At 41.5% G+C, this 25631-nt stretch carries 24 protein-coding genes and 1 pseudogene; 21 read left to right on the top strand and 4 right to left on the bottom strand.

What is annotated here, in order from left to right; translation table 11 throughout:
• Nucleotides 1-93 precede the first annotated feature (93 nt).
• From ADS79_RS16975 to ADS79_RS16950, 6 genes are all read left to right on the top strand, one after another.
• Nucleotides 94-1107, top strand: coding sequence for a MerR family transcriptional regulator (locus ADS79_RS16975; RefSeq protein WP_161807302.1), 1014 nt, complete (start codon nt 94-96; stop codon nt 1105-1107).
• A gap of 258 nt (nt 1108-1365) precedes the next feature.
• Nucleotides 1366-2478 (top strand): TolC family protein, encoded by a 1113-nt coding sequence (locus ADS79_RS16970; RefSeq protein ID WP_049739599.1) that lies wholly within the window; start codon nt 1366-1368, stop codon nt 2476-2478.
• Nucleotides 2479-2970: 492 nt separating this feature from the next.
• Nucleotides 2971-3375: an alpha/beta hydrolase fold domain-containing protein gene (locus ADS79_RS16965; protein WP_236700012.1), complete on the top strand. Its 405-nt coding sequence runs from the start codon at nt 2971-2973 to the stop codon at nt 3373-3375.
• A gap of 357 nt (nt 3376-3732) precedes the next feature.
• Nucleotides 3733-5151, top strand: a complete 1419-nt coding sequence (locus ADS79_RS16960; protein WP_049739597.1) for a PQQ-dependent sugar dehydrogenase — start codon at nt 3733-3735, stop codon at nt 5149-5151.
• Between the two features lie 144 nt (nt 5152-5295).
• Nucleotides 5296-5589, top strand: coding sequence for a hypothetical protein (locus tag ADS79_RS16955; protein WP_049739596.1), 294 nt, complete (start codon nt 5296-5298; stop codon nt 5587-5589).
• A 215-nt stretch (nt 5590-5804) separates the two neighbouring features.
• On the top strand, nt 5805-6527 hold the full coding sequence (locus ADS79_RS16950; protein ID WP_049739595.1) for an SDR family NAD(P)-dependent oxidoreductase: 723 nt from the start codon (nt 5805-5807) through the stop codon (nt 6525-6527).
• Between the two features lie 105 nt (nt 6528-6632).
• Here the strand turns inward: ADS79_RS16950 and ADS79_RS16945 are convergent.
• A pseudogene (locus tag ADS79_RS16945) lies at nt 6633-7531 on the bottom strand (EamA family transporter).
• Between the two features lie 523 nt (nt 7532-8054).
• Between ADS79_RS16945 and ADS79_RS16940 the strand changes: the two are divergent.
• From ADS79_RS16940 to ADS79_RS16925, 3 genes are all read left to right on the top strand, one after another.
• Entirely contained in the window at nt 8055-9599 is a 1545-nt protein-coding gene (locus ADS79_RS16940; protein WP_049739594.1) for a spore germination protein, read from the top strand.
• Nucleotides 9596-10807 carry a Ger(x)C family spore germination protein gene (locus ADS79_RS16935; protein ID WP_084765961.1) on the top strand — a complete coding sequence of 404 codons (1212 nt, stop codon included), beginning with the start codon at nt 9596-9598 and terminating at the stop codon, nt 10805-10807. Before ADS79_RS16940 ends, ADS79_RS16935 begins: the two co-directional genes overlap by 4 nt.
• Before the next feature lie 248 nt (nt 10808-11055).
• Nucleotides 11056-12162, top strand: a complete 1107-nt coding sequence (locus ADS79_RS16925; RefSeq protein ID WP_049739592.1) for a GerAB/ArcD/ProY family transporter — start codon at nt 11056-11058, stop codon at nt 12160-12162.
• 178 nt (nt 12163-12340) lie between these two features.
• On the opposite strand, the gene ADS79_RS16920 is transcribed toward ADS79_RS16925, so the two are convergent.
• On the bottom strand, nt 12341-13315 hold the full coding sequence (locus ADS79_RS16920) for an HPP family protein (RefSeq protein ID WP_049739591.1): 975 nt from the start codon (nt 13313-13315) through the stop codon (nt 12341-12343).
• A gap of 189 nt (nt 13316-13504) precedes the next feature.
• Between ADS79_RS16920 and ADS79_RS16915 the strand changes: the two genes are divergently transcribed.
• Nucleotides 13505-14428 (top strand): LysR family transcriptional regulator, encoded by a 924-nt coding sequence (locus ADS79_RS16915; protein WP_049739590.1) that lies wholly within the window; start codon nt 13505-13507, stop codon nt 14426-14428.
• Between the two features lie 291 nt (nt 14429-14719).
• Here ADS79_RS16915 and ahlS read toward each other — a convergent pair whose 3' ends face one another.
• Nucleotides 14720-15565, bottom strand: coding sequence for an AhlS family quorum-quenching N-acyl homoserine lactonase (gene ahlS, locus ADS79_RS16910; protein WP_049739589.1), 846 nt, complete (start codon nt 15563-15565; stop codon nt 14720-14722).
• A gap of 229 nt (nt 15566-15794) precedes the next feature.
• Between ahlS and ADS79_RS16905 the strand changes: the two genes are divergently transcribed.
• The 4 genes from ADS79_RS16905 to ADS79_RS16890 all read left to right on the top strand — a co-directional run bounded on the left by ADS79_RS16905 (nt 15795) and on the right by ADS79_RS16890 (nt 18682).
• Nucleotides 15795-16202: a winged helix-turn-helix transcriptional regulator gene (locus ADS79_RS16905; protein WP_049739588.1), complete on the top strand. Its 408-nt coding sequence runs from the start codon at nt 15795-15797 to the stop codon at nt 16200-16202.
• Nucleotides 16203-16341: 139 nt separating this feature from the next.
• Nucleotides 16342-16800: a delta-aminolevulinic acid dehydratase gene (locus tag ADS79_RS16900; RefSeq protein WP_236700011.1), complete on the top strand. Its 459-nt coding sequence runs from the start codon at nt 16342-16344 to the stop codon at nt 16798-16800.
• 429 nt (nt 16801-17229) lie between these two features.
• Nucleotides 17230-17976, top strand: a complete 747-nt coding sequence (locus tag ADS79_RS16895; protein ID WP_049739587.1) for an SAM-dependent methyltransferase — start codon at nt 17230-17232, stop codon at nt 17974-17976.
• A 121-nt stretch (nt 17977-18097) separates the two neighbouring features.
• The gene (locus tag ADS79_RS16890; RefSeq protein ID WP_049739586.1) at nt 18098-18682 is read left to right on the top strand and encodes a TMEM175 family protein; all 585 of its coding nucleotides are present in this window, start codon (nt 18098-18100) and stop codon (nt 18680-18682) included.
• Nucleotides 18683-18744: 62 nt separating this feature from the next.
• Here ADS79_RS16890 and ADS79_RS16885 read toward each other — a convergent pair whose 3' ends face one another.
• Nucleotides 18745-19653, bottom strand: coding sequence for a LysR family transcriptional regulator (locus tag ADS79_RS16885; RefSeq protein ID WP_049739585.1), 909 nt, complete (start codon nt 19651-19653; stop codon nt 18745-18747).
• Between the two features lie 143 nt (nt 19654-19796).
• On the opposite strand from ADS79_RS16885, the gene ADS79_RS16880 reads away from it, so the two are divergent.
• From ADS79_RS16880 to ADS79_RS16845, 7 genes are all read left to right on the top strand, one after another.
• Nucleotides 19797-20285: a DinB family protein gene (locus ADS79_RS16880; protein ID WP_049739584.1), complete on the top strand. Its 489-nt coding sequence runs from the start codon at nt 19797-19799 to the stop codon at nt 20283-20285.
• Nucleotides 20286-20487: 202 nt separating this feature from the next.
• Nucleotides 20488-21003 (top strand): putative periplasmic lipoprotein, encoded by a 516-nt coding sequence (locus ADS79_RS16875; RefSeq protein WP_161807301.1) that lies wholly within the window; start codon nt 20488-20490, stop codon nt 21001-21003.
• Nucleotides 21004-21083: 80 nt separating this feature from the next.
• The gene (gene ant(9) / locus ADS79_RS16870) at nt 21084-21869 is read left to right on the top strand and encodes an aminoglycoside nucleotidyltransferase ANT(9) (protein WP_049739582.1); all 786 of its coding nucleotides are present in this window, start codon (nt 21084-21086) and stop codon (nt 21867-21869) included.
• Between the two features lie 630 nt (nt 21870-22499).
• Nucleotides 22500-23534: a Cfr family 23S rRNA (adenine(2503)-C(8))-methyltransferase gene (locus ADS79_RS16860; RefSeq protein WP_049739580.1), complete on the top strand. Its 1035-nt coding sequence runs from the start codon at nt 22500-22502 to the stop codon at nt 23532-23534.
• 222 nt (nt 23535-23756) lie between these two features.
• Nucleotides 23757-24020 (top strand): CD3324 family protein, encoded by a 264-nt coding sequence (locus tag ADS79_RS16855; RefSeq protein WP_049739579.1) that lies wholly within the window; start codon nt 23757-23759, stop codon nt 24018-24020.
• Nucleotides 24021-24381: 361 nt separating this feature from the next.
• The gene (gene rplD / locus ADS79_RS16850; protein WP_049739578.1) at nt 24382-25008 is read left to right on the top strand and encodes a 50S ribosomal protein L4; all 627 of its coding nucleotides are present in this window, start codon (nt 24382-24384) and stop codon (nt 25006-25008) included.
• Nucleotides 25009-25143: 135 nt separating this feature from the next.
• Complete coding sequence (locus tag ADS79_RS16845) at nt 25144-25605, top strand: DinB family protein (protein ID WP_049739577.1); 462 nt, start codon at nt 25144-25146, stop codon at nt 25603-25605.
• The last annotated feature ends 26 nt before the right edge of the window (nt 25606-25631 follow it).

Below are 25631 nucleotides of genomic sequence, written 5' to 3'. Positions count from 1 at the left end.
CCCAAACTGATTTTATTCCATTTGTTTTCGCTAAAAAATTCCATTTGGTCTCCAATCATTGGAGAGTTTATGATGAACATGGGGGGTGCTAGCTTGCAATCAGATAGCCGAAACGCCATCAAACAACAAGATACATGCGGACGTTCCACTTTTGTCAGAAAGTATACGATTGGTGAAGTGGCCAAATTGACAGACTCAAATGTCCGAACGGTTCGTTATTACGACGAAATTGGTCTGCTTAAACCTGCAGAGGTTACGTCAGGGAGGTATCGTCTGTACACGACTGAAGAAATTTGGAGATTGAAGCTGATTCTCACCCTTCGATACCTTGGCTTTGACATGAAAGAGATTCGCAATCTGATTTCTGGAGAAAAATCGGTTGCCAAAGTTATTAATTGGCAAATTGAGGCTTTGAGTGCCCAAATTCGTACACTTACCAATATTAAAGAGATTTTGCAGCAGACTGCTCAAAGTGACTACGGGGAAGACTCGCTGCATTATATGCACGAAATGGTAGAATCAATTGCTCTAAGTTCAGCAGAACGGAAACAATTAATTTTCGAACAAATGAAAGACTTGATGTTTCCGGATGAGGTCCCGTATGCGTGGAGAGATGCATTACTAAAGAGGCTGAAAACCTGTTTTGATGAAGAAGGTAAATTGTCGGCCGAACAAATTGCTGCTTTGAATGAAATAGAGAAAATGCTGGATCAACCTGAATTTATTGCAGAAGCAAAACTCAGCGCGACACCATACTTGAACATGATTCTGTTGGACAAAATAGATATTCCAACGTGGGATCAATATATGCAGGAAATCTCCAGTCGAGTAATTGATGCCATTCAGCAAAAAGCGACGTACGACAGCGAGGTTGTCCAATCGATTATTCACGATTATGTCTCCTATTTTGCAATAGGAGAGAATGTTCCCTATACGCCAGCTTATTTTCAAAAATTCGCCAAAAAAGTGGTCCCACTTGATACAAATAAAGTTGATTGCTTTACTCTACAATGCATTACTTTAAATCCTCGACTGAAATGGATGACACAAGCGAATGTGTTAATGGTGAAAGGGATACAACGGCTTGCCCAACTGGAACAGGAGTAATAGCTGATCATAGTAGCTCTGGGCTCAATGAATTCAAACTATTCGAGCATTCACTAAACGATTGCCTCGAAGAAAGGCTGAATCGCGAAATGAACGAGCAGTCAGTCATGTCTTCATTTTCATCAATTGAGCATCGGGTATTCGTCACTCATTTTTTTCCTCTAACTCACTGTGATCACACCGCTGAAGGCAGCTTCCTTTAAAGCAACCTTTGAACACTGATGTAACTACCCCATCATAATGAGGTGAGATTTCATAATGAATAGAGTGAGGTTTAACTCAATTCTTTCAGTAACTTTTTTAACCTTCATTTTTTGTTCCTCATCACCTAGCTTTGCTGCAAAAAATACTACCATCGATATGGATAGTCCAGAAATACTCACCATTAAAAAAGCAATAGAGCTAGTGAAAGCTGCAGATCCAGAGTTGTCGATTGCTCGTATTAACGCTGAAAATGATGAACTAAATATGCGACTCGCGAACAGGGATTATCGATTGATCGATGCTGATTCAATTGATTCGGTGGCACTTGCCGTACAAAAGTACATCCCAAAAGCAGAAGGAGATCTGAGTGCACGCGTAAGTAAGCTTTATCATGACACGGTACCAGGTACTTTAAATGCAAAGGCAATAGTATCCTACTATCAATTATTAGAAGCATATAACAAAAAAGAATGGAAAAAACATCGCTATCAAAGAGTGAATGATTTGTCAGTAGTGGTAAAGGAAATGGCAAGCAGACACGAGCCCACAAGCATTACGGTAGAAGATATTATGCAGGTGGAAACAAGATTAGCTAGTACACAGGTTGAGTGGTTAGAGGCTGAACGGAATTGGAGTGAAACGAAAATCAAGCAAAATGAAATATTAGGTGTAGATGCTAAGAAAGATTGGTTGCTTTTGCCTGAGCAGGATGCCGCGACGGAAGACCCTCCTATCATGTTTGAAGATGCTATTGCGTCACTAGCATCAGATACAAGCGTTAGTGTTCAAAAAAAGGGGGATGTACAAATCGCACAGTTACATGTCGATTTGGTTAATCGATATTCAGTTCCCTCTACTGATCCAGGGAAAATTGCTAGAAACAATTTGGAAAAAGCGAATATAGAACTAGAAAAGATGAAAAGAGCGAATAATTTTGCTATGTACAGTCTATACCAAAGTTATGAGGACGGATATAAAATCTTACAGACATGTAAGAGGGCAGTTGAACTTGCTACAAACAACTACAATATGATGATTACACAATTGAAACAGGGGCATTTAGGTACTGGAGAAATTCTGCAGGCGGAACAAGAATTAGCCCATCTAGAGAATCGATACGTAGAGGCAGAAAATAGCTTTAACCAAGCGAGATTGAATTTTCAGTAATTTGAATGATGCCATCGTTTATTTCGTTATAGCTAATAGTTGTAAAGTGATATCATTAGGAACGATCTGGTGTATATATCTTTTTATGTTAGATACTGTATACAACGTAGTGTTTATATGGTTAGGGCGCTTTCTACCACCAAGAATGTGCCCTATTTTTATTTGGAATTTTATAATGATTGTTGCCTTAGGCAATCATATTGTTTTTAGAACACTATGGAACGGTACCACACTCGGATTGATTAATCCGTTCAGGGCAAGCAAACTTATTGCTATATACTTATGTCAAAAATCATTCTAAGCTGTTGTCTGCATATGTAAGGCTTATTGCACTCTTTAGAATAGGAATAGGCGGAAGAGGAGTAGTGGACACAATAGAAGATACCACATGGCAATGAGTAATAAAATGGACACCAGCCAAAAGCTCGAATAGAGAATGGCACCATATGTTTAGTATGACTAATGAATATTGGACATCAAGAAAGTGAGGAAATGGTGACGATCAGCGATCAAAAAAGCAGAAGCAGGCATCTGATTGACCTGGAGATTGTCAGTGCCATTGACTTAATACCAACAAGCAATCTTTCCGAAACTATGTTAATGGAATCACGTGAAAATCAAGAAAAAATGATACCGAAAATCGATGTAACAGAGATGTTCCCTGTCACATTCGAAGAAAGGGTGGTGCCCAGCGGCAGCAGCGCCGGTGGTGGTCTAGCAGCTGTTCTAGCCCTATATATTCGTGATCAAAAGGAATTTGAGATCCATCATCTGCGGCTACGAAGTCCCATGCTCGATGATCGCACGGGTATTTGGCCAGAGCATCCATACGCCGGTGAATATGTTTGGACCAAACGAAGTAATTATTTCGGCTGGAAGTCTGTATTAGTGCATTAGCCTGGTCAGGAAGATGTAAGTGGGTATTGCGTGCCTGCGCGTGCAAAATCTTCGGCTGGATTACCACCCACTTATATAAGTATAGGCAGCATTGATTTGTTTATTGATGAAGACTTATTGTTTGCCATGTAGTCGTTGCCGTGAATTTATAAGTCAGCTACATAACGTTAATCTGCGTACAGAAGTAATGGTTGAGGAAGGAGTTGTTGTGACCATTGAACAACTATTGCCCTACGATTGGAGAAAAATGTAATAACGATGAAGACAGCTGAATCGACGTCAAGGGGCGATTGATACTAACGGCATCACTCTAATCATATTCTTAAAAAGAAACAAGCGGAGGGGGTGCACAGGTAGATGAGAAAAGTTAAGGTCCGTTTACGACCCATTATAAGTAAGATAAATATGCCCACTGTTTTGAAAACAGCCGTTCTTCCTGGAGATACCATGGAAAGTTTATTTGTTACAACCCAGGTAGGAGAAATTTTTTACATACGAGACGAAGTAATCAGGACATTTTTAGATATTAGCCCGCGAATTATAAAACTAGGTCTCTCTAGTGGTGGATATGATGAAAGAGGGTTGCTTGGGCTAGCATTTCATCCTAACTTTTATTATAACGGTCTTTTCTATCTTCATTTTTCAGTAGAGGGAACACAAGGTCCAGGCTCCCTTCCTGGTGCTTTTGAATCTTTTAAGCCTAACCCGTGTGATCCGAAAACCTTAAACCTAAAGTGGTCAAACAGAGAAATTCATTACGATCATATTGATACAGTAGAAGAATGGATTCTCCAATCGAATCGTCAACTTCAAAAACGACGGACAATTCTTAACATAAGAAGACCATTCCTAAATCATAATGGCGTCAATAGTTTAAATTTTTCACCAGAAACAGGAAGACTGGTTTTAACAACCGGAGATGGTGGATCCGGCTATGATCCATTTAATCTAAGTCAAGATGATATGGAGATCGCTGGTAAAATGATTGAAATTGATGTCGCTCAAGACACATTTATTCATAATCCACCTGTTGTCACACGCTTTAATGAACTTCCTGTACCTATTCAGGAGACGCTTACTGTAATTGCCAAAGGGGTTCGCAACATACCAGGTATTTCATTTCAAAAGTTCTATAATCAATATATCAAATATGTAGGGATTGTCGGACAGGACTTGGTAGAGTCGATTTTTTCATTCGTTCATTATAAGCCAATACCGGTTACCCAGCTTGTTCAAGCTTCTCTCATGAGTAATGAGCTGGACCAAGTAGGATTCATTAACTTTGGTTGGCGAGGGTGGGAAGGGGCTTTTCCAACTTCGATGATGAAGGGCTGCTCTACAGATCCAACTTTGAATGAGAAAACAATGACTTATTACGATGAAGCAATAAAAACTTCAGTAAAGCGTCTTCTACCTTTAACGAGTTATTTTCATAAGGATCCGAGACCAGATAAATTTGGTGGAACTGCACTTACAGGAGTCCACCCCTATATGGGGAGTGAAATCCCCGATTTAAAGGGAAGCATTGTGTTTAGCGATCTTGCCAGACATGAACAATCTCCAGTTAGAGGGGTTTTAGCCTATACCAGCGCACATGCAGATTGTAAACTAAGTGATTTTAGTGTCATAGAAACCGATTATCATTTCGGATCTCAATCAGCTTATTATGTTAGTTTGGGAACGAATCTTGATCAAACCAGACTATTTTTAGGGGTATATGGATCTGTGAAGGTGACGAATGCGAACCAAGGTACCGTTTTTGAAATTATTCCATGACTCGCAATTCATAAACACCCAATCCAAAAGGAGAAAAGCAATGAAGATAAAACAAAAGCACAAACTCCTCATGCCGAGCGGTCCCAATTTCGTGTGAGATCTTAATGCCTGATAATGAAAAATTATTGAAGGCTCTTCAGACAGATGCATACAATGGTTTGGAGTTATTTTCTAGCCTATATGGTTACCGTTAAAAATAGTACCCATGGAAACTTTACAGATTACAGTGAGATACTGGCTGAAAACTACGTCGCAAGCAGCGTTATAGGGGACAAGGAAGTTAAGCAGGCAATGCTTGGAGAAATTGACCCTAACGAAATGGAGAAGATTATGAATGTTCTTCTCCATGATTTTTTTGATAAATATTTGAAGGGGAAGGATTCACAGGTACTAGACACTGACGAAATACCTGAAGATGTGATTTTGATCAGAAAATAACCGTACTTTAAGAGAGACCGAACAACAAGTGAATCATTCGAGAATGGAGAGCTCGCATAATAAATGTTTATTGACTTAAAAAGATTCATCAGCAAAAATATATAAAGAATCAGAACATTAAAAAGGGTGTCACGGATGAGAGACCTCACTTGCCGTCAGAGATTTTTTGCAGTATTCCAGCAGGGCTTCATACTTTTAAAAGAAGAGGTGATCGGTTGAATAAGAACTTTATTGTATTTGGAGCAAGTCAAGGGCTGGGCGATGCTTTTGTGAGAGGCTTGCCTGTAAAGGGAGATACCGTATGGATAGTGTCACGCACACGACCTAGAAGTTTAGACATAGATGATGGCGTAAATCGAAAATGGCTCTCCGTTGATTTATCAAGTCAACAACAAATCCCATTTTTAAAAGAAACGTTAAAAGACATAGTTATTGATGTACTCATTTATAATGTCGGTGTATGGGAAAAACGTGGTTTTGAAGATGACTATTCGTTTGATAACGATGATGCAGGAGACATTGCGAACTTACTTACGATTAATTTAACTTCCACCATTACGTATATTCAAGCGCTTTTGCCGAATGTAAGACAGGCGATGAACGGAAAAATGATTTTAATTGGTTCCACAGCAGGGTTGGACCATACCAATAACTCACAAGTTTCGTTTGTTGCATCTAAGTTTGGCTTACGTGGTATTACAAATGCTTTACGTGAGCATGTGAGGAAAGATGGGATTTCTGTAACGTGTATCAATCCAGGAGAGCTTGCTGCTGATGTACCGTATGAAGAAGGGGCAGAAAAGGCAATGCTGTTGTATCAAGGTACGCGTATTCCTGTGCAAGACATTGTATCGATAGTCCAATGTGTTATTCATTTATCTCCTGTTTCATGTGTAAAAGAAATAAATATTCCTGCCATAACAGACTTAAATGCATGAATATACGTAGCCGCTATCGTTTGTAAGATTAACCTTACACAGGATAGTGGCTACCTTATTTTGATAGGGAATGTACAGTTAATGTGAGCTTTTTAGGCTATCGGCTTAATTCTGCGTATGTAAAGATTTCTTGTTCGAATTTCCTGATCGAATGTTACTACTGACAATCCCACTTAAAATAATGACAACTCCAATCCACTGAGGCAAGCTGATCGGTTCTGCCAGCACGAAAGCGGACATGGCAATAACGACCGGCAGTTCAGATGCTGTCAGAATCGTTCCCAATCCTGAACCAACATGTGGCATCCCAATGGAAAACAAAAGAGGGGGAAGAACGACTCCGAAAATACCGAGTGCCAATCCATAAGGAATCAACCACACTAATACATTCAGATCAAATAAAAAAGTCAGTGGAAGAATGGTACATACGGTTACTAATCCCCCTGTAGCAATAAGAGCACTTTTCAGAATGGGAGGGGTTGCTTTTTCCACAGAGCTGCTCAAAAAAACGAATACGGAAAAAGTTAAAGCCGCAAGCAATCCCCAGAGGCTTCCCACCCATGACAACGCGAGCCGTTCCTGAAACAGGATATTTGCTGCTAAAATGGAGCCGATTAGAAGTAGCGCAATGGAAATGAACTTTCTTTTTGTCGGCTTCTTCTTATGGAACACCCACTCAACAGTGCTCCAATCCAAACAAATTGGAATAAAAAAACAATGGCTAGAGAAGCATTCAAGGTTTGCAAGGCTTGATAATAGAATACTCCTGTCAACCCAAATGGGATCCCCGATAGAAGAAGTTTTAAAATTTGTGCCAGAGATAGTTTTTTCTTTTTGGTACATAGAACAACCAACCAAGCAAGCACAACTCCGAAAAAATACTGCCCCCCAGTTACTGCCGGTACTGTAAAACCTGTTGCATACGCCAATTTAACAAATGTGGATAAAATCCCATAGCAGCACCCTCCTAAAAAAACGATCAGTGCGTAGTGCCATAATTTCATCATGATCCTCCTTTTTTGAATGCGAAAAAGCCACACAAATGACCAGTACGGTCTTTGTGTGGCGAAAATAGAGATGAATCTCCAGAAAAGTCCACATTCCAAATCAGTTTTAGTATGTATGTTTCGGTACCAGTATAAAAAACACTTTCATCATTGTCAATGATTGGACATCTGTCGAGGAAGTGAATGCAAAGCAGGATACAAACGATTACGTCCAACTATGGTCCGACTCACAAGCAGAAGAGGCGGTCATATTCGACAATCATTTCTGGACAAGTCCTCTGAGAGAGGAGACGAGGCATAATGAATTTTCAATAAGGTTAAGCCCATCACACAATGTATGGCCTTTTCAACTTGTCGTTTGCTGTAATGGACGTATGCTCATTTAGGAGCTATCTATAACTTTTATTCGAAGGCTGCTTCATGATAAAGAATTAAATTAACCTTAATAAATTGGTATATATTTCTTCTACCTATTTCATACTATGCACATCAATAAACCAACCACCGGGAGAGGATGGTAATGCCAAAAAAGTACATCGGTAAACAACAAAAAGGAGCAATTCTTACGGGAAGTATTTCGGATCAAATAAATAAAATTCAAAAAGATCTTGGTAAAAGTGATGATTTCATTTATAAAAAGCTCCAATGCTTGCAGTTATGGTCTGCCGCAGTCATCTATATCGATGGACTTGTAGACCCCCATTTACTTCAAAATTCTCTGCTGCAATCCCTGCTTCATAAAACAGATGCGGCTCATTTTGAACCAACAAGTGATCGATTAGAATACCTACAGCTAAATATTTTGACTACTACACATAGCAATGTATTCTGCTCCTATGACGAGCTTTACGAGAGGTTACTCTCGGGTAATGCTATTTTGTTTCTGGAAGGGGAAAGAAAAGGTTTATGGATTGATGTCGCAGGATTGAAGGAGCGCAGTATAGGGGAACCACAATCTCATATGGTTGTGCGTGGTCCAATGGAAGGTTTTTCTGAAAATATCCGTACTAACATAGCCCTTTTAAGAAAGCGAATTCAAGATCCCCGACTCTGGCTAGAAACTCAAAAAATTGGAAAGGTTACCCATACGAGTATAGCCATCGTTTATATCAAAGAAATCGTTAATGAGGAGGTTCTCGCTGAGCTGAGGGAACGACTTGACAGAATTGACATTGATGCAATTCTGGAGGGCGAGTACATCGAGGAGCTCATTCAAGATAAAACAAGAACTCCTTTTCCGACTGTCTTTAATTCGGAACGTCCTGATACGATCGCAGCCGGGCTTCTTGAAGGTAGAGTAGCGATTATTGTGGACGGTACACCGTTTGTATTGTTAATCCCAGCTTTGTTTGTCCAGTTTCTCCAAGCCCCAGATGACTATTACCAAAGGGCAGATATTAGCTCTTTAATTCGTATGCTACGCTACCTTGCATTTTTCATCGCTCTCCTTGCCCCAGCATTATACATAGCTCTATCTACATTTCACGTTGAAATGTTACCAACGAACCTTATTATCAACCTCGCAGCACAACGGGAAGGAGTACCTTTTCCAGCATTTTTTGAAGCGCTTATGATGGAATTGACCTATGAGATACTGCGGGAAGCAGGCGTTCGCATTCCGAAGACAATAGGCCAAGCCGTGTCCATTGTAGGAACCCTTGTTATCGGACAAGCTGCTGTAGCAGCCGGCATCATATCCGCAGCGATGGTCATTATTGTATCCATTACAGCTATTTCAAGCTATGTGATACCTGAAAATGGTTTATCTCGAGCTGTTCGCATCCTGCGCTTTTGTTTTATGTTTCTTGCATCGTCGTTTGGGGTATTTGGCATTTGGCTTGGGCTAATGGCGATCCTATTGCATTTAACAACCTTAAAGTCATTTGGAGTAGATTATATGAGTCCTTTTGGTCCTTACGTAGCTTCGGACATGAAAGACAGTATCTTTCGTATGCCCTGGAAGCGGATGTATACACGTCCTATCTATTCGGAAGCAGATGAAGGAAACGATCGAATTCGACTACGGCGGAGGTACAACCTTTTTTCGGGAAGGAGAAAGCCATGACCTACAAAAGAGTTTTGGTCATCCTTTTAACAATTCTGATGTTTCCGCTGGAAGGGTGTTGGGACAGAAAGGAATTAAACCAATTGGGAATAGCAGTTGCTATTGGTATAGATAGCGCCCCGAACAATCAATTGAAAGTTACAGCTCAAGTTGTTATTCCCGCGCAGATAGCCCAGAATAATTCTTCCAAAAATGTTGGATCGAATGTCACTTTATTTGAGGCAGTTGCTCCCACATTAACGGAGGCCATCCAAATGATAACCGAAATTAGCCCGCGCAGAATATATTTAGGGCACATCAAGATGTTTATTTTAGGGGAAGCGTTCGCCCGTAAAGGAATTGCAGATGTGGTTGAAACGATGGTTCGCGCCCCACAAACTCGTGCTGACTATTATGTTGCAGTCGCAAAAGGGAGAAGAGCGGAAGAAATACTACAAATAACAACCCCTCTGGAATCGATTCCCGCAAATAAATTGTTTACATCGTTGGAAGCTTCATCAGAAGACTGGGCACCTACGATAAAAATTACGGTAGATGAACTCATGCATAATTTACTGACAAATGGTCGTCCCGTATTAACAGGAATTCGAATTGTTGGTGACTATCAAGAAGGCATAGGTGATTCTCCGAGAAATTTTGAGACATCGAAGCCTGCTACTCAGCTTCAATTTACAGGATTAGCTTATTTTAAGAAGGATCGTCTTATTGGTTGGCTGGATGAAGTGGAAAGTAGGGGCTACAACTATATCAATAATCGTGTTGATCAAATGGTTGGTCATACTGATCTCCCAGGGGGAGGACGGTTTGGTATGCATGTACTCCGAACGGATACGAAAGTAAAAGTAATACTAGATGAAGGAGAGCCAACTTTTAAAGTCATCGTCTCAATCAAAGGCAGAATTACAGAAGTACAAAAAACTTCCCAAAACGTTAGAACTTCGAATAATCTACGTCATCTCGAAAAGCTAGCCAGTGCAAAACTTGCTCAACTTATGAAAAGTTCTGTTGAGTCTACCCGCCGTAGATTTAAAATGGATGTTTTCGGCTTTGGTCAATTTGTTCACGAAGCTTATCCGAAAGTGTGGAAGAGCTTGGAACATGAATGGGATCGAGTTTTTATGAATGCAAAAATTGATTATGACGTAAATGTTAGCATTGGAAAGGTCGGAACTTTACTGGGTACGTTTCAGGATGTTATGAGGGAGTGATCCGATGCTAGTATCCATGATCATTATCATCATTTCTGTAGTCATTGCCGCAAAAGAATTACCACGGTTCAAACAGAGTTCCTCAAGAAATGATGCAATCGCGTTTACAATCATGCTCCTAGTAGGTACAGTTTGTAGTCTTCTCGCTGTCCATACAACGAAAAATATTAGTCCATTACAGGTAATTGAATTTATATACAGACCAATCAGTCAGTTATTTATTGGCTAGGTTTTATGGAGGGAAAACCTTGGAAAAGGGAAGGATTAGCGTAAGACAAGTTGTCGTGCTAACTTTTATGTTCACTCTTGGAGATATGCTACAATTATTTCCCTCGATTGTGTCCTCCGATTCTCAACAGGATGGCTGGATTTCAGCGGTTATTGTCATGATTGCTGGAGTATTCGTTACTGCTATCATACTCACTACCTTTCAGTTCGCTCCAGGTTTAACGTTGATTCAAAGTTGTTTGCATGCATTTGGAAACGTTTTAGGCTTTGTCATTTCAATCTGGTATCTATTTTTCTTATTAATTGATTGTTCATATTTAGTTAGGGAAATAGGCGGTTTTATGACAACGAGTATCTTCATCACGACTCCGCTACCTTTCGTTAATTTATTAATCATCTTACTGATGCTGTGGGCATTCAAAGCTGGACTGGAGGCTATGGGGAGGAGTGCAGAAATCTTATTACCCCTTCTCCTTATTGCCATTACGATTCTCATAGTAAGTCTGCTTCCACAAATGAATATCCATCACTTTAAGCCAGTAGGAGAAAATGGCATCGTTCCCATTTTGAAAAGCTCTTTGTTAGGAACTGCCTTTTCGTTTGGAGAATTGTTTGCTTTTTTGATGATTTTTCCGTATGTGAAACTTGGATCTAATATGAACAAAGAGGTTCTTTTTGGTTCATTTGCAGCTGGTTTGATCTTTTCGATCATCACAGCTATGTGCATTGGAGTTATAGGTCCTAAGTTGACCGCTTTCAGTACCTATCCGATGTATACATTAGCACAAAAGGTAAATTTGGGTAATTTTTTCCAAAGAATTGAAGCTATCATGGCTCTAGCCTATTTAATCACTACATTTTTTAAAGCTCTTGTTGTGTATTACGCATTTATAACTGGTACTGTACAGCTATTTCGACTAAAGGATAGGAGGAGTCTTTTTCTTCCCTCTGGAGTCCTGATTTTTGGGTTAGCTGTAATCATAGCGCCTGACGTAACCTATTACTTGGTTGAACTTGTAACACCATGGATGTTTTGGGACTTAACAAATGGGATATTGATACCACTATTTCTTTGTCTCATTTATAGTATCAAGCAAAGAATGGTAAAATCGGAAGTTCAAAAATGAGACTTGATAAGACAAGAAGAGGATGTAAAAAACGCGAAAGCCCTTGTAAAATAAGTCCCATAAGGACTCGCCACCAAAACCCAATAAGAAGCAGATTAACAACGAACACCTATCCTGTTCCATAGTGCTGACTGTGTGGGAACCTTATGGGGTGGATCATTCATTCAATAATCGTATTTTATTGTCCTGGCGAGGAACCTGCCTTAACCTTTTCCTTATGACGTTTGAATGGGATGCGACCCCTTACTGCATCGCGGTTTTTATAAATTGACAAACAGGTAAAAGTAAAAAGTGAGGCCAATAATGTCATGAGTGGCAAATCGTGGACGGCATTCCCTGGAAGAATAAACGGAAAAAGCGGAAATGCGTACAGGGCAGGCATACGGACGCGCATAGCTTGTGACAGTAGCAACATCAGTAATATGTCGATTATGACGACCACTGGCCATGACGGGATTTTTAAAAATAGCAAGGTACCAATCGTAGCCGACAGAGTTAAGGAAAAACCTTGTTTAAAAGCGGATTTTTTGCTGTATTCACGTTTATGAATCGCTTCATATGCTACGACGATGACAGGCGGAATCGCCGCAAGCTGGACCGAGCCACTTAGCCAGCAAACCACAAGCCAAGCGACCATGATGATGAAAAAGGCAGTTGCTTGTCGGACATGCTGCTTTGGCTTATGATCCAAATTTTTGTTCAACTGGAATACAAGGACAACGACCATAAAGAATAAGGACAGCAAGAACACGAGCAAAACGAGTGTCCAATCATGGGCATCCGTAACGAGCGGTAGCAGACCGGTGGCGAGAGACGGAGCAAAATTGGACTTCAGAATTGCAAGGACTAGCAGCATGGCGAACAAAGTCAAGACGACTTTGATCAGATAGATCAAAGGCATTTGGTTGACAGCAAAGCCAGTCAAAGACGTGATCGTGGGAGCAAGGCAAATGTTGATAGGCTGCCTAAGCCAATTCGCATCTCGAAACGCCCACATGGCTACGGCCATGGCTGCGAATTCAGGTAAGATAAATTCATGAGTATGGGTGACATCCGAAATAACGACCATTGCGATGATAAAAACAAACGCTGAACCGAAAGCCAGTAGCATTCGTCTATCCTTCATCACTCCACTGGTAATCTTGACAATCATCCTACTTCCTTCTTTCTATTTTAGGCAACCCTGTTCAGCTCTAACAGTGCTGGGATTGGATCAAACGCGTATTCCCCAGTCACATCCATCAGTCTGCAAGGCGCCTCCTTTTCTTGCATTATAGATGCGTTACGCATAAATTAATAATATAGATAATGTATTTCCTATACAGTTTTTATATAGAAGGTGATGGAACTGACGCTCAATTTACACGCACTTTTACTTTTTCATACTGTCGCGTCGACTGGGAGCGTGACCGCAGCCGCCAGGAAGCTGAATATAAGCCAGCCAGCCATTTCTGCACAAATCCGAAGTTTTGAACGGCAGCATGAAGTTGTGTTGTTTGAGAAAAAAGGAAGGAAGATCGCGCTGACTCCAATCGCACAAAGGCTTCTTCAACTTACGGAGAAGCTGTTTGCTTTAGAAGAGCAAATACGAATCATACTGGAGGATTACCATCGGCATCCGCGAGGTAAACTCCGGATCACTGGAAATTATATGGCGACCAGCGTACTCATTCCCAGGTGGGCATCCTTGTTCAAGCAGAAATACCCGGAGGTTGCGGTAAAGATCGCTACCGTTAATTCCGGGCAAGCATTGGAAAGTCTGCTTCAATATGAGACTGACGTTGCAATCTTTGGCCATGATGGACTTTCTGATCAACGGCTTCAATCGCTTTATTGCCTTGAGCTTTACAGGGACACATTTCAATTCGTTGTAGCGCCTTCGCATCGGTTTGCCAATCAGGGTATTGCAGTTGAAGCTGTAATGAAGGAGCCATTCATTATGAGAGAGGAAGGAAGTACAACCCGGAAGCGGCTGATTGAGCTTTGTGAGGAAAATAACGTTTTGCCACCAGCGATTGAGCTGGAGTTCAATGGGTTGAACGAGACGATTCAAGCTGTTGTTGCCGGGTATGGCGTAAGCTTCGTACCATCCCTTGCAGCAAACCGCTTCATTCAAGCTGGTGAATTGGCAGAGGTTATTGTTCCTGTAAAAAAAACGATAACAAATAGAATCATGCTGGCGGCACATGATCCTTCATTACTGGAAAACTATGTTCGTGATTTTATTTCGATTGCCTTAAATAGCCTTGGGCAAAAGAGTAAGTGAGTGGAAGCCCGGGAAGGTGTTTCATATGAAGTAATTGAAGCTGCCATAATTCAATTGATGAGGTTATGGGATTCATTATCTGCTCAACTGGGAAATTAGAGGGTGCTTGAGTAGCGAAGTTATATGAATGAGGTGGCTGTCGGCTCCGAGAGAAGAACTGGGAACACTAAAGGATTCCAGTCATCTATAATAACTGGGTAAAACAAAGCAAAGGCTACCTGTTGAACTGACAGCCTTTGCTCATCTGTCGGAAAGGATATTGGAGGAATCGGACTTATAATTGAATTCTCATTATTCGTAGCATCCTTCGGTTGATTTTCGAAATTGCTTAAACTGATTCGCATCATGCCCGAACCACACCTGGGAATTCGTACGCCTAGCCAATGTCCGGATTTTCTCAACTGCACTCCGGTAACCGAGCAAGTCATAAATAATGCCAGGAGGCTTGACTGGTGGGCCGTAGCTCTCTGCCGTATAGATGGCATCGGAAGCTAGAATGATGCCACCGGTTTCCGGCATTTCAATGTACAAGCCTAACATGCCCCAGGCATGGCCGCTTCCCAAATTAATAATCTTGATGCCTTCAGCCAGTTCTAGGTTATCTTCATTGCGTTTGACCGTTTTCCACTGTAAGTGGTTCTTGATCCATGCATCAATGTCGGCCCAAATATATGCTCCATTTTCGTTACGGGCATAGGACTGCAGTGCACCATTCAGTTCATCTTCATGAACGATAATTGCTGCATTCGTGAACATCTCCAAGCATCCTGCATGATCTAGATGCAAATGGGAGGCTATAACGTACTTAATGTCCTCTGGCCTTACATTTAATTGTTCGAGCCGGTTATGAAGGTAACATTCCTCACTTGCCACCCAGGGGAATGCCTGTTGGGTCGATTTGGCCCATCGGCCATCAACACCCATCGAGTTGGGGTTGCAGGCCGTATCGAACAAAATTTTTCCTTCAGGATGATCGATCAATACGGTATAGATCGGAAATTCCACGAATTGAGTCGGCGCATTAGGATTGCTGATCGTAGCCGGATTATGCATTGCAATCATCCAGTTTTTGTCCATGCTCATGCGACCGTTATCCATCACATACAACTTAGGGTGAGCTTTAATTATATTCGACACTCTCATTTCCTCCCCATTTTAAAATGATTCTTGGTAAGTCAGAACGATCACTTCGAGATACTGTCTATCGCAAGCGTGAATACCCGTATCAGCGATGTCCTTGACAACTTAGTCCTTGAACATGTTGCCTTAGTGGTAGTTAGACAAATGATATTTTATAAACTAAACTTACGTAAGTAGGCACTTTATTGTGTCCTGGGTACTTTAAGGTGCATAGGAGGGGGAACATTTGAAATCTTCGGCTAATCCAAAACAACCAGACATCTCGGTTGCGGAATGCGGATATAGTAGAGTTCTTGAAATCATATCGAATAAATGGACAGCACTCGTGATTTATGCAATGGAAAACGGAAGCATCCGATATGGTGAAATGAATAGAATAATTGTGGGCATCTCCAAAAAAATGCTGACTCAAACCGTGCGGAAGCTGGAACGGGATGGGGTGGTCCAACGTCATATTACACCAACCGTCCCCCCAGCCGTCGAATACTCTCTAACCCCTCTTGGCGAAACTTTACTTCAGCCGATGAGTGAACTAAGGCAATGGGGAAGGATACATTTTTCGCATGTAGAAACGGCTAGAGAAAATTACGATAAAACTAATAAAAAGGATGCCCAATCGAAAGAACGATCATGAATAAACGAAACCCAGTCTAACAAGGGAATTGATTTAAGTGATACTGAGTTTGAAGGATTAGGTGTGACCGTGGAGGATTTGAAAGGCTGCATTATTTCTCGTGAACAAGCTTACATGTTCGCAAAATAGTTTGGACTCATTGTTAACGAAAGATCTGATTGATATCCTATCCGGTAATGACCTGTATCCGGATACAGATAGGATCATTCTTTGCTTTCATGGTGATGAAGGCCACTTTATCATGCCAGAGCTGGAGGAAAGTATCTATGAAGAGGGAGAACCCACGGGAGACTTTAGGCCGGAGGAGATCAGACGCTTTGCCAAGCTGACAGGTAAAACTGTAATCGGCACCGGATGCTCAGTAGGAAAACTAGAGACGGCACAAGCATTTCTTGACAGTGGATGCGAAGTCTATGTCGGACCAAACGATTATCCAGATGGAAATGACGCACTCATGTTTGTGCTGAGGTTTTTCTACGATCTTATTCAAAACAAACGAAGCGTCAAGGAAGCTTTCCAAAACGCTAATGATTCTGTTTACGATTTTGAAATGGGCAGGCGCAGCGTACCTATTACCTCATACTTCATAACCGAGTAAAGTCGTATATGGAATAACACTGGCTCTTATTGATTTTGGATGGTTTTCCGCTGTCTCGCTTTTGATGTCCCATGGTACAGTTCGGCTTAGGTATTCAAAACTTGCTCCTATGATTCAAAAGCTATCCGGGGTTATTTTTATAGCATTGGGAATTCGCACGGTATTTGTAAAGGCGAGCAACTAAGCCCGGACAAAAGATCCGTACCAAAGAAACATAACGAGAACCTTATATGACGTCGCGTCTCCAATATATTGGAGGCTTTTTCTTTGTTATGCTCAACAGACAGTTATGCTGCTAGATATGCATTATTTGAATAGTGTAAAATGTTTTATAACGTTAGAAAAAAGGAGCTGGGATTATGATTTTCTATAACAATGACTGTAAGCGCTATTCCTCTTCAAAACGTGATTCAAGCAAAGGAGAATACAATGGACAGAAACAAATTCTCGGCAATAGCCCACAGGGACCATACATTTTGTAATCCGATCAGCGAAAGCAAGTTCAACACGGTTCTTAATCAAACAAAGTTAGCTCCTAATGATAAAGCGATTGACATTGGAGCTGGAACAAGTGAATTGCTCATTCGTTATATTGAGAAATATAACATTTCAGCCACGGCAATTGAGATGTATGATGGTGCGATCGAAACGGCTCGTAATCGTGCCAACGGGAGAGTTTCGTTAGACCGCATCGAATTTGTCAATGAAGATGCAAAACAAGTGATGAACAAATATTCCACCTTCGAATTTCGTCTGGGTATATGCATTGGATCTACGCATGCAATTGGTGATTTAGCAGCTACATTGCAAGCCTTGAGGAAATGTGTACATCCCGGTGGTTATATTCTTGTTGGTGAGGGATATTGGAAGAAAGATCCACCCACTGACTATTTACAGGCGCTCGGTGCACAACTTGAAGATTTGAGGACGCATCATGGAAATGTAAAATTGGGTGAAGAGTTGGGGCTGACACCTCTTTACTCCGTTGTAGCAAGTGAAGATGATTGGGATGCATACGAGGGTCTTTATGCGAACTCTATTGAAACATACTGCTACGAAAACCCTAATGATCCTGACGTGGATGCTATGCTCACAAGAATTAGGAGTTGGAGAAATATTTATCTAGAATGGGGTAGAGTTACATTAGGTTTTGGTCTCTATCTCTTTAGAAATTGATATGAAGCCCTGGCTATTTCGGAATTCAAAGTAGAATTTCTGAGTAAACAGAGGCTACCTGTGGACTACGAGGTAGCCTCTTCTCAACAAATAACGTGAAGAGAGGAAAAGGTGAAACACTTTGAAAGCGAATCGGATGGAAGCTTTCAGTGATGGCGTGCTGGCGATTATCATTACGATCATGGTACTGGAATTTAAAGTGCCGGATGGCCATGACTGGTATGCGTTGATTGGGCTTGGTCCAAAAATAGTAAGCTACATCTTCAGTTTTGTATATATTGGAATTTATTGGAACAATCACCACCATCTATTGCACATGGTTCGAACGATGAACGGGCGTTTAATGTGGCTCAACTTGCTGCTTCTTTTCTGGCTATCCCTTGTGCCGTTCACAACAGCTTGGATGGGTGAAAGCTATTTTGCAGCCACACCAACGGCACTGTACGGTATTATTTTACTACTCGCGGCATTCTCGTACTGGCTGCTTCAGCGCGCAATTTTTAGCCAGCATCCCGGTGATTCCTCATTTGTTCTGGCGATGGGCAGAGACTTGAAGGGGAAATTATCTCCTGTGCTCTATTTGATCGCGGCCTTGACCGCTTATGTGAGCCCTTGGATATCTGGCTTCTTTTTCTTACTTGTTGCCGTGATCTGGTTTTTACCCGATAAGCGAATCGAACATGCCCTGCGAGGCCATCAAAATTGAACAAGATGTACTGGTTACTCGACCATTGAGTGAAAGGGCACGTTCATGTCTACAACATTCTCCTAGCATGCCCCCTTGTCCGCATTCTTTATCGCGGCTTGAATGTACGACTCCAACGTATTAATAAAAGCTTTGGCGGCATACCCCAGATATTTGTCGGAGCGGTAGACAAGACAGATGTCCTGACTGGGCGTAGGATTACAGAGCGAAACAATGGCAATATCCTTGTTGGCAAGATTTTCGAGAAGCAAGCGGGGCAATACACATACACCAATCCCTTGTTCTACCAACGATAGGAGCGAGGATAGGGTAGTTGTTTCAATATGTGGCTGCAGTCGGAAGCCTTCTTGCAGGCAATACTGGCTAATGAGCTGTCTCAATTGATGATCGGATGGGAACATAAGCAGCTTCAAGTCCTTGAGTCGGGAAAAAGGGATCGCTTTTTCATCTGCAAGAGAATGGCCCGCCGGAACAGCCAACGCGAACTCTTCGTGAAACAAGGGAATGACAGTCATTCGTTCGTCGGAAACAGGCATAGTTGTAACGCCAATATCGATTGTCCCTTGGATAATCTGCTCCAGGATTTTCGTAGATTCGATGACAGACAAGGACAGTTTAGGATAGGTGCGGTGAAACTCGATGAGCAGCGCGTTAAATAACAAGTCGGCGTCTCCGGGCAGGACTGCGATTGTTAAAGAGCCGCTTTGGACGTTCTGCAGTTCAGCAATGGCTGAACGCGCGTATTCAAGATGTGAAAAAACATGGCGGCTTTGTTCCAGCAATACTTTTCCGGCTTCAGTCAAACCAATGCGTTTTCCCAGACGATCAAAGAGCGGTACCCCAAGCTCACTCTCCAAAAACTTGATTTGTTGGCTGAGATTAGATTGCGAGGTGCACAGCTTCTCGGCCGCGCGGGAAAAATGCATTTCTTCACAAACGGCGATAAAATACTCCAATTGACGTAGCTCCATGTAGCCATCTCCTGCGTCTCATCGTTTTTATTAATCATTATAATCGGAAAGGCATGATTGTTGGCTCTCTTTTGAACAGGTACACTGATTTTGACGATAAGCGCGCGCGAGTCAAGAAACGATAACCATTGGAGGGATTGTTCATGTCTCAAAGCATGATTCATACAGCTGTATCTGTTCGGCAGATTGCATTGCAGCAGGTTCAAGCGATTCCAGAGGAGCTCTTTGACGTTCAGCCACAGGCATTTGCCAATACAATTCGCTGGAATGTGGGACATCTCGTCTTTGCCCTGGATTATTTTCTCTCGCTCGGTCTGCCGTTTCACTCCAATCTTCCAGAAGACTATACGAAATTCTTTCATACGGGAACGAAGCCGGCAGATTGGACGCTTGCCCCTCCGACAAAAGCAGAGCTTGTCCAGTACATGACGGATCAATTGGAGAGACTTGCCCAACTAGCTCCTGGGCAATTCGAAAAACCGCTGCCATCACCGATCGAGATGGGCCCATTGCGATTCGAAATCGTAGGTGAGGTTGTCAACTTTGCCCTCGTCCATGAAGCCATGCATCTCGGGACGATCTCAAGCCTCGCCAAAGTGATCCAGCACGAGCTTGCGGATAGCGTGAAATAACGAAAAAACAGAAAAGGTAAACCAAGGACGGGTGCTGGTCATCCGTCTTTTTTGTACAGAAATACTTGGTTATACCTGTCTGCTTTTACTCGCCAATCCATTTTCTGTATAATAATTGGTATCTCCATTTTACCTGAACGTTAATTGAAAATTCATAACAAGCCAAATTTGTAACAAAGATATTCCAAATGAGGTGTGAATGGTGAAAAAGTTCATCGTTGTCTGCTCTTTAATAATGTTTTTAGTAGGTTGTGCTAATACGGAAACTATTACATTACCTTTAGAAGAAAAAGACGTTTCCCAGCTCATGGCTGAAAAAATGGACATCGCGGGATGGAATTTCTCAAGAAAGGATGATACTTACTCTTTTCGTTCTGTTCCAAGTGATCCGAATGCCGAAGGAGTTACCCTTGATGTTAACGCCAAAACCGGAACCGTGTATGAAAGAACCTCTGGTTTACCTCAAACGAATTTGGTACGGAAGGATGCTCCGAATTTCCTTCAGGTAACAAATGGAGAAATCTTTAAGAGCGAGATAAACAAAATGGCGAAACAAGTACTGGATAAAAACGGTCTAACTCCTGATAATGATAATTGGATTTCCGGAGGGTATGGTGAAGGCTTTATTTATGGTGATGTTAAGAAAGATGGCAAAAAAATAACCATAAAACTAGATATTTTCACAGAAGAGTGGGAAGAAATCGATAACCCATTTTAATGGAAGACGGGAATTTCTTACTTTGAAATGAATGTTTTTCAAGAACCATTACATTTTAGAAAAGAGGAGCTTGTAGCTGGATGAGTGATTTGAATAACGAAAAAATACCGACGGAAGCGATCCAAGCAAGGAAAGTTGTAGAGGAACTGCTTGGAAGTACAATAGTCGGAGTCTATCTATTTGGTTCTGCAGTAACGAGTGGCTTACGCATACATAGTGATGTAGATGTCCTCGTGGTTGTAAATCAATGTTTGACTGAAGAAAATCGCAGAAAACTAACAGACAGACTCATGCCCATATCCGGAAAGATAGGAAATTCAGATTCTGTGCGACCACTGGAAGTCACAGTAATAAACCATGGAGATGTTGTCCCCTGGCGATTTCCGCCAAAAAATGAATTTATCTATGGTGAGTGGCTCAGAGATGAATTTGAGAATGGACAAATTCAGGAACCAACCTATGACCCTGATTTGGCTATTGTTTTAGCACAAGTGAGAAAGAATAGCGTTTCTCTTTTTGGTCCGGATGCTTCTGAAGTACTTGAACCCGTGCCCATGACACATATTCGCAGAGCGATTATGGATTGTTTACCAGGATTAATTGCGGGCATCAAGGGCGACGAACGAAACGTTATTTTAACCCTTGCACGAATGTGGCTGACAATAGCTGTTGGTGAAATCTCATCAAAAGATATAGCCGCAGAATGGGTGATACCTCAGTTGCCTAAAGAACATGCGACTTTACTCAACGTGGCAAAAAAAGCCTATCGCGGAGAGGTTGTTGATAAGTGGGAAGGACTGGACAGCGAGGTGCTAGCACTCGTTAATCATATGAAAAGCTCTATCGAGTCTTATGTTAGTATCTGAACAAGATTTGATAGGCTTAAAAACATGTGAAGGTTAGAAGAGATAATAAGAAATGTACATGAACAAATAGGGTTGTCATGTAGTAGCCAGTATGCTAAAATCGTGCTGACAATTAACGATTGGAGTTGAAGGGGATAATGTAATATTTCTTGCCACTTTTTTAAAGAATAAAGCAGTATGATTTTATTCTTTATCGGCAGGATAGTTACCTTATTCTTTTCACTCAGAAAATATATCCTTTTCATACCCAGCATTGGGTTGGATGTGTCGTATTTTTTGAGCTGCAAGAAAGGTAACTTTCTTGTAGCTCTTTTTTATTTTGTAAAGAAGGTTGTCGAGCTCGATATCTCAGAGGATGTATCACAACCTGCCATTAGTCAATAAACCATTTCGAGGAGGATGAAAACGATGAAGACTGAGGTTGTAGATGATTATGTGAACCGGTTCCAGTTACGTGAAGCGGTTCACAAAAAAACAAATCGGTTGCCGGAGGTTTACCAATCTATCGACAGGTGCACGTAGCAACTTGTCTGCAAACGTATGCGCTTTTTCTGTATAGTTGTTTCATTATGTGTGATAGCGCCAATTGACGGTTGCTTTTTACGGTTTCTCCGGCAGTAAGGAGAAGACATGAAACTAACCTCTAAATATAATACGATTCGGCGAATATTGTCTGATTTAAAGCAACCCGAGTATCGTTATGCTCAGATTATGGATGCAATTTTCAAGCAAAACATCAGCGAATACGGACGAATGAAGATACTGCCCAAATTTTTGCGTGAAGAATTGACCCGGATACTTGGTCCGGACGTCTGCAGCATCGTACCAGTAAAGGAAGTCTCGTCGAAACAGGTTAGCAAGGTGCTATTTGCCATTGAGGGTGACGAACGAGTGGAGGCCGTACGACTTACTTATGAGCGGGGATGGAAATCGTATTGTATTTCCACGCAATGCGGCTGCGGATTCAAATGCAAGTTTTGCGCCACTGGTACCATTGGACTGAAACGAAATCTAACCGCCGACGAAATTACCGATCAATTGTTGTACTTTCGCTTGAACGGCCACGCTTTGGACAGCATCTCATTCATGGGCATGGGGGAGGCGCTCGCCAACCCACATATTTTTGATGCAATGACGATTTTGACCGATCCGTATCTTTTTGGTTTAGGACACCGACGAATCACCATTTCCACTATCGGTCTGTTGCCAGGCATCGACAAGCTGACACGGGAGTTTCCACAAGTCAATCTAACCTTCTCGCTGCATTCGCCGTTTGACGATCAACGAAGCGAGCTGATGCCGATTAACGACCGCTTCCCGGTCCGCGACGTACTCGTGGAATTGGATCGTCACATCCGGCAAACAGGGAGAAAGGTATATATTGCCTATATTCTTCTTCGAGGAGTTAACGACTCAGCGGAGCATGCACAAGCAGTTGCCGAGCTGCTAAGGGGAAGGGGACCTGGGGAGCATTTATATCATGTCAATTTGATTCCTTACAATTCAACCGACGTAACGCCTGAAAGCTTTCATCAATCAGACAAAGATCGGGTTCAAAAGTTTGTCAGTATTCTAAAGTCAAAGGGAATCAAAGTCACTGTGCGCACTCAATTCGGAACGGACATTGATGCAGCATGCGGTCAGCTATACGGACACAACAAGTAAAAGTAAAGTAAGAGTTACTATTTCCTTACGACTTGTAAAAGTAAAAAAAGAAACCATTTCAATAAAGGAGAATGAATTTTGTCTCATAACAATATTACAATCACGCATGTTCAATTCCATGCAAAGACAGATATTTGGTGAGATTTGCATGGAATAACATCATCACCAATCATGCTGGCTTTGCTACTTGAGATCTTTCAATTATTCAAGGAGTGAGTCTACATGAGATATATCAACGCTAATGAAATTCTCCCAAAAGATTTGGTTGTAAAATTGCAAGATTATGTACAAGCTGAATACATCTACATTCCCGCCATTAAAGATAAACATAAAAATTGGGGAGAACAATCCGGTTTTCGTGAAGAGATTAATAAGCGAAATAAGGAAATCATTCAGGCATATGCTTCTGGAAATTCGATTCAAGAACTTGCCGAATCCTACCACCTTTCTGTTTATGCTATCAGAAAAATAATTTATAACAAATAAAAAGCGCTGAACCGTGATCCTAATTTTGGTCCAATTAAAAACACTACGCTGTCAGAAGATGATCTCTGTACTCACACAGGATCATCTTTTTTCATGTCCCACTGATGAAGAAAGAAAAAGAGATAGGAGTGTTATACCAAACATTACAGAACCGTTTTGTATATGGTTTATGTGATTTCTATCGGTTAGCTTTATAACTATAGGTTCTTCTAAAATGCAGCAGGTCAAACGGAGGTTATTAGAATGGATGCAATTGTAAATATACAAAGAACGTTAATCAACGAGTTTTCTAATACAGGGAAGCTCTTAATGTGGATGTGGGTACCGATCTAGTGAAAGTTTACGATCAGGAGGAAAGAAAATGTTGAAAGTTACTATTTTTAATATGGAAGGAATTAATGTTGGTGAGATGGAACTTGAAGAATCCATTTTCGGTATTATTCCCAATGAATCGGTTATGCATGATGCAGTAATAAACTATCTGGCAAATAAACGCAGTGGAACACAATCTGCATTAACACGTGGCGAAGTTAGAGGCGGTGGTAGAAAACCGTATAAGCAGAATAAAATTGATAAATCTAGAGCAGGTTCAATTCGGATGCCACATTGGCGTGGCGGAGGTGTTGTGTTTGCTCCTAAACCTCGCGACTACAGCTACAAACTCAATAAGAAGGTTAAGCAGCTTGCTATAAAATCAGCATTATCAAGTAAACTACAGAACAAAGAAATCTTAGTTGTCGACGAGATCAAGTTAGAAAATTACAAGACAAAGTCTATCGTAGCTATGCTTGATGCTCTTTGCGCAGAGAAAAAGGTGTTAATTGTTACACCTTTTATAAATAACTTTGTTGTTAAAAGCGCCAATAACATACCTGGTGTAGAAACCACCGTAGCTGATTCACTTAATGTTTACAATGTTCTCAATTGCGATACATTAATAATCGCTAAAGAAGCTGTCACTATGATTACGGAAATGTACTCTTACTGAAAAGAAGTTCATTCCGAAGCATGGACCTGACGCAAAAGGTTACAGCCTTTATGCCACACAATTCAAAGAACAGTAATCCTAGACAGATGTGAGATAACCACATCTGACGTTAACCATTTTGGGGAGGTAAGAAACTTGAGAACAGATTTTATTTTCGACATTTTGAAGAATCGTCACAATCAATTGGTAGAGCTGGTTGCGCAATGCCCAGAGGACAAGCGTAATCTTGTGCCAGAAGGCTTCAAGAACAGTATTCATTGGCACATTGGTCATGTGCTTGCTGTAACAGAGTTCCATGTATTCGACCTTTCGGAATTCGCACCGAATAAGAGGCTTCCTGCGAGCTACCAGTACTTTTTCGCCTACGGAACGAAGCCCGAAGACTGGCAGGGCGAACTGCCTGCATGGGATGTTCTGATTGAACAATTAAGGAAGCAGCCGAACGAGATCCGGGAACTGCTGGAGGGCAAGCTGGACATACCAGTGAAAGAAAACTTTTTGAAGGCCGAGACGTATGGCGAGCTGATCGTCTCCACTGTACTACATGCGGCCGAACATATCGGCTTTGTTTCCGCCATGCTGAAGGCATTGAAATGATCTTTCGATTCTGATCGATGACAGCA

Source organism: Brevibacillus reuszeri (assembly GCF_001187725.1).
Taxonomy (GTDB): Bacteria; Bacillota; Bacilli; order Brevibacillales; family Brevibacillaceae; genus Brevibacillus; species Brevibacillus reuszeri.
The sequence above is the reverse complement of the archived record's forward strand: the minus strand, read 5'-3'. Positions and strand labels throughout refer to the sequence as shown.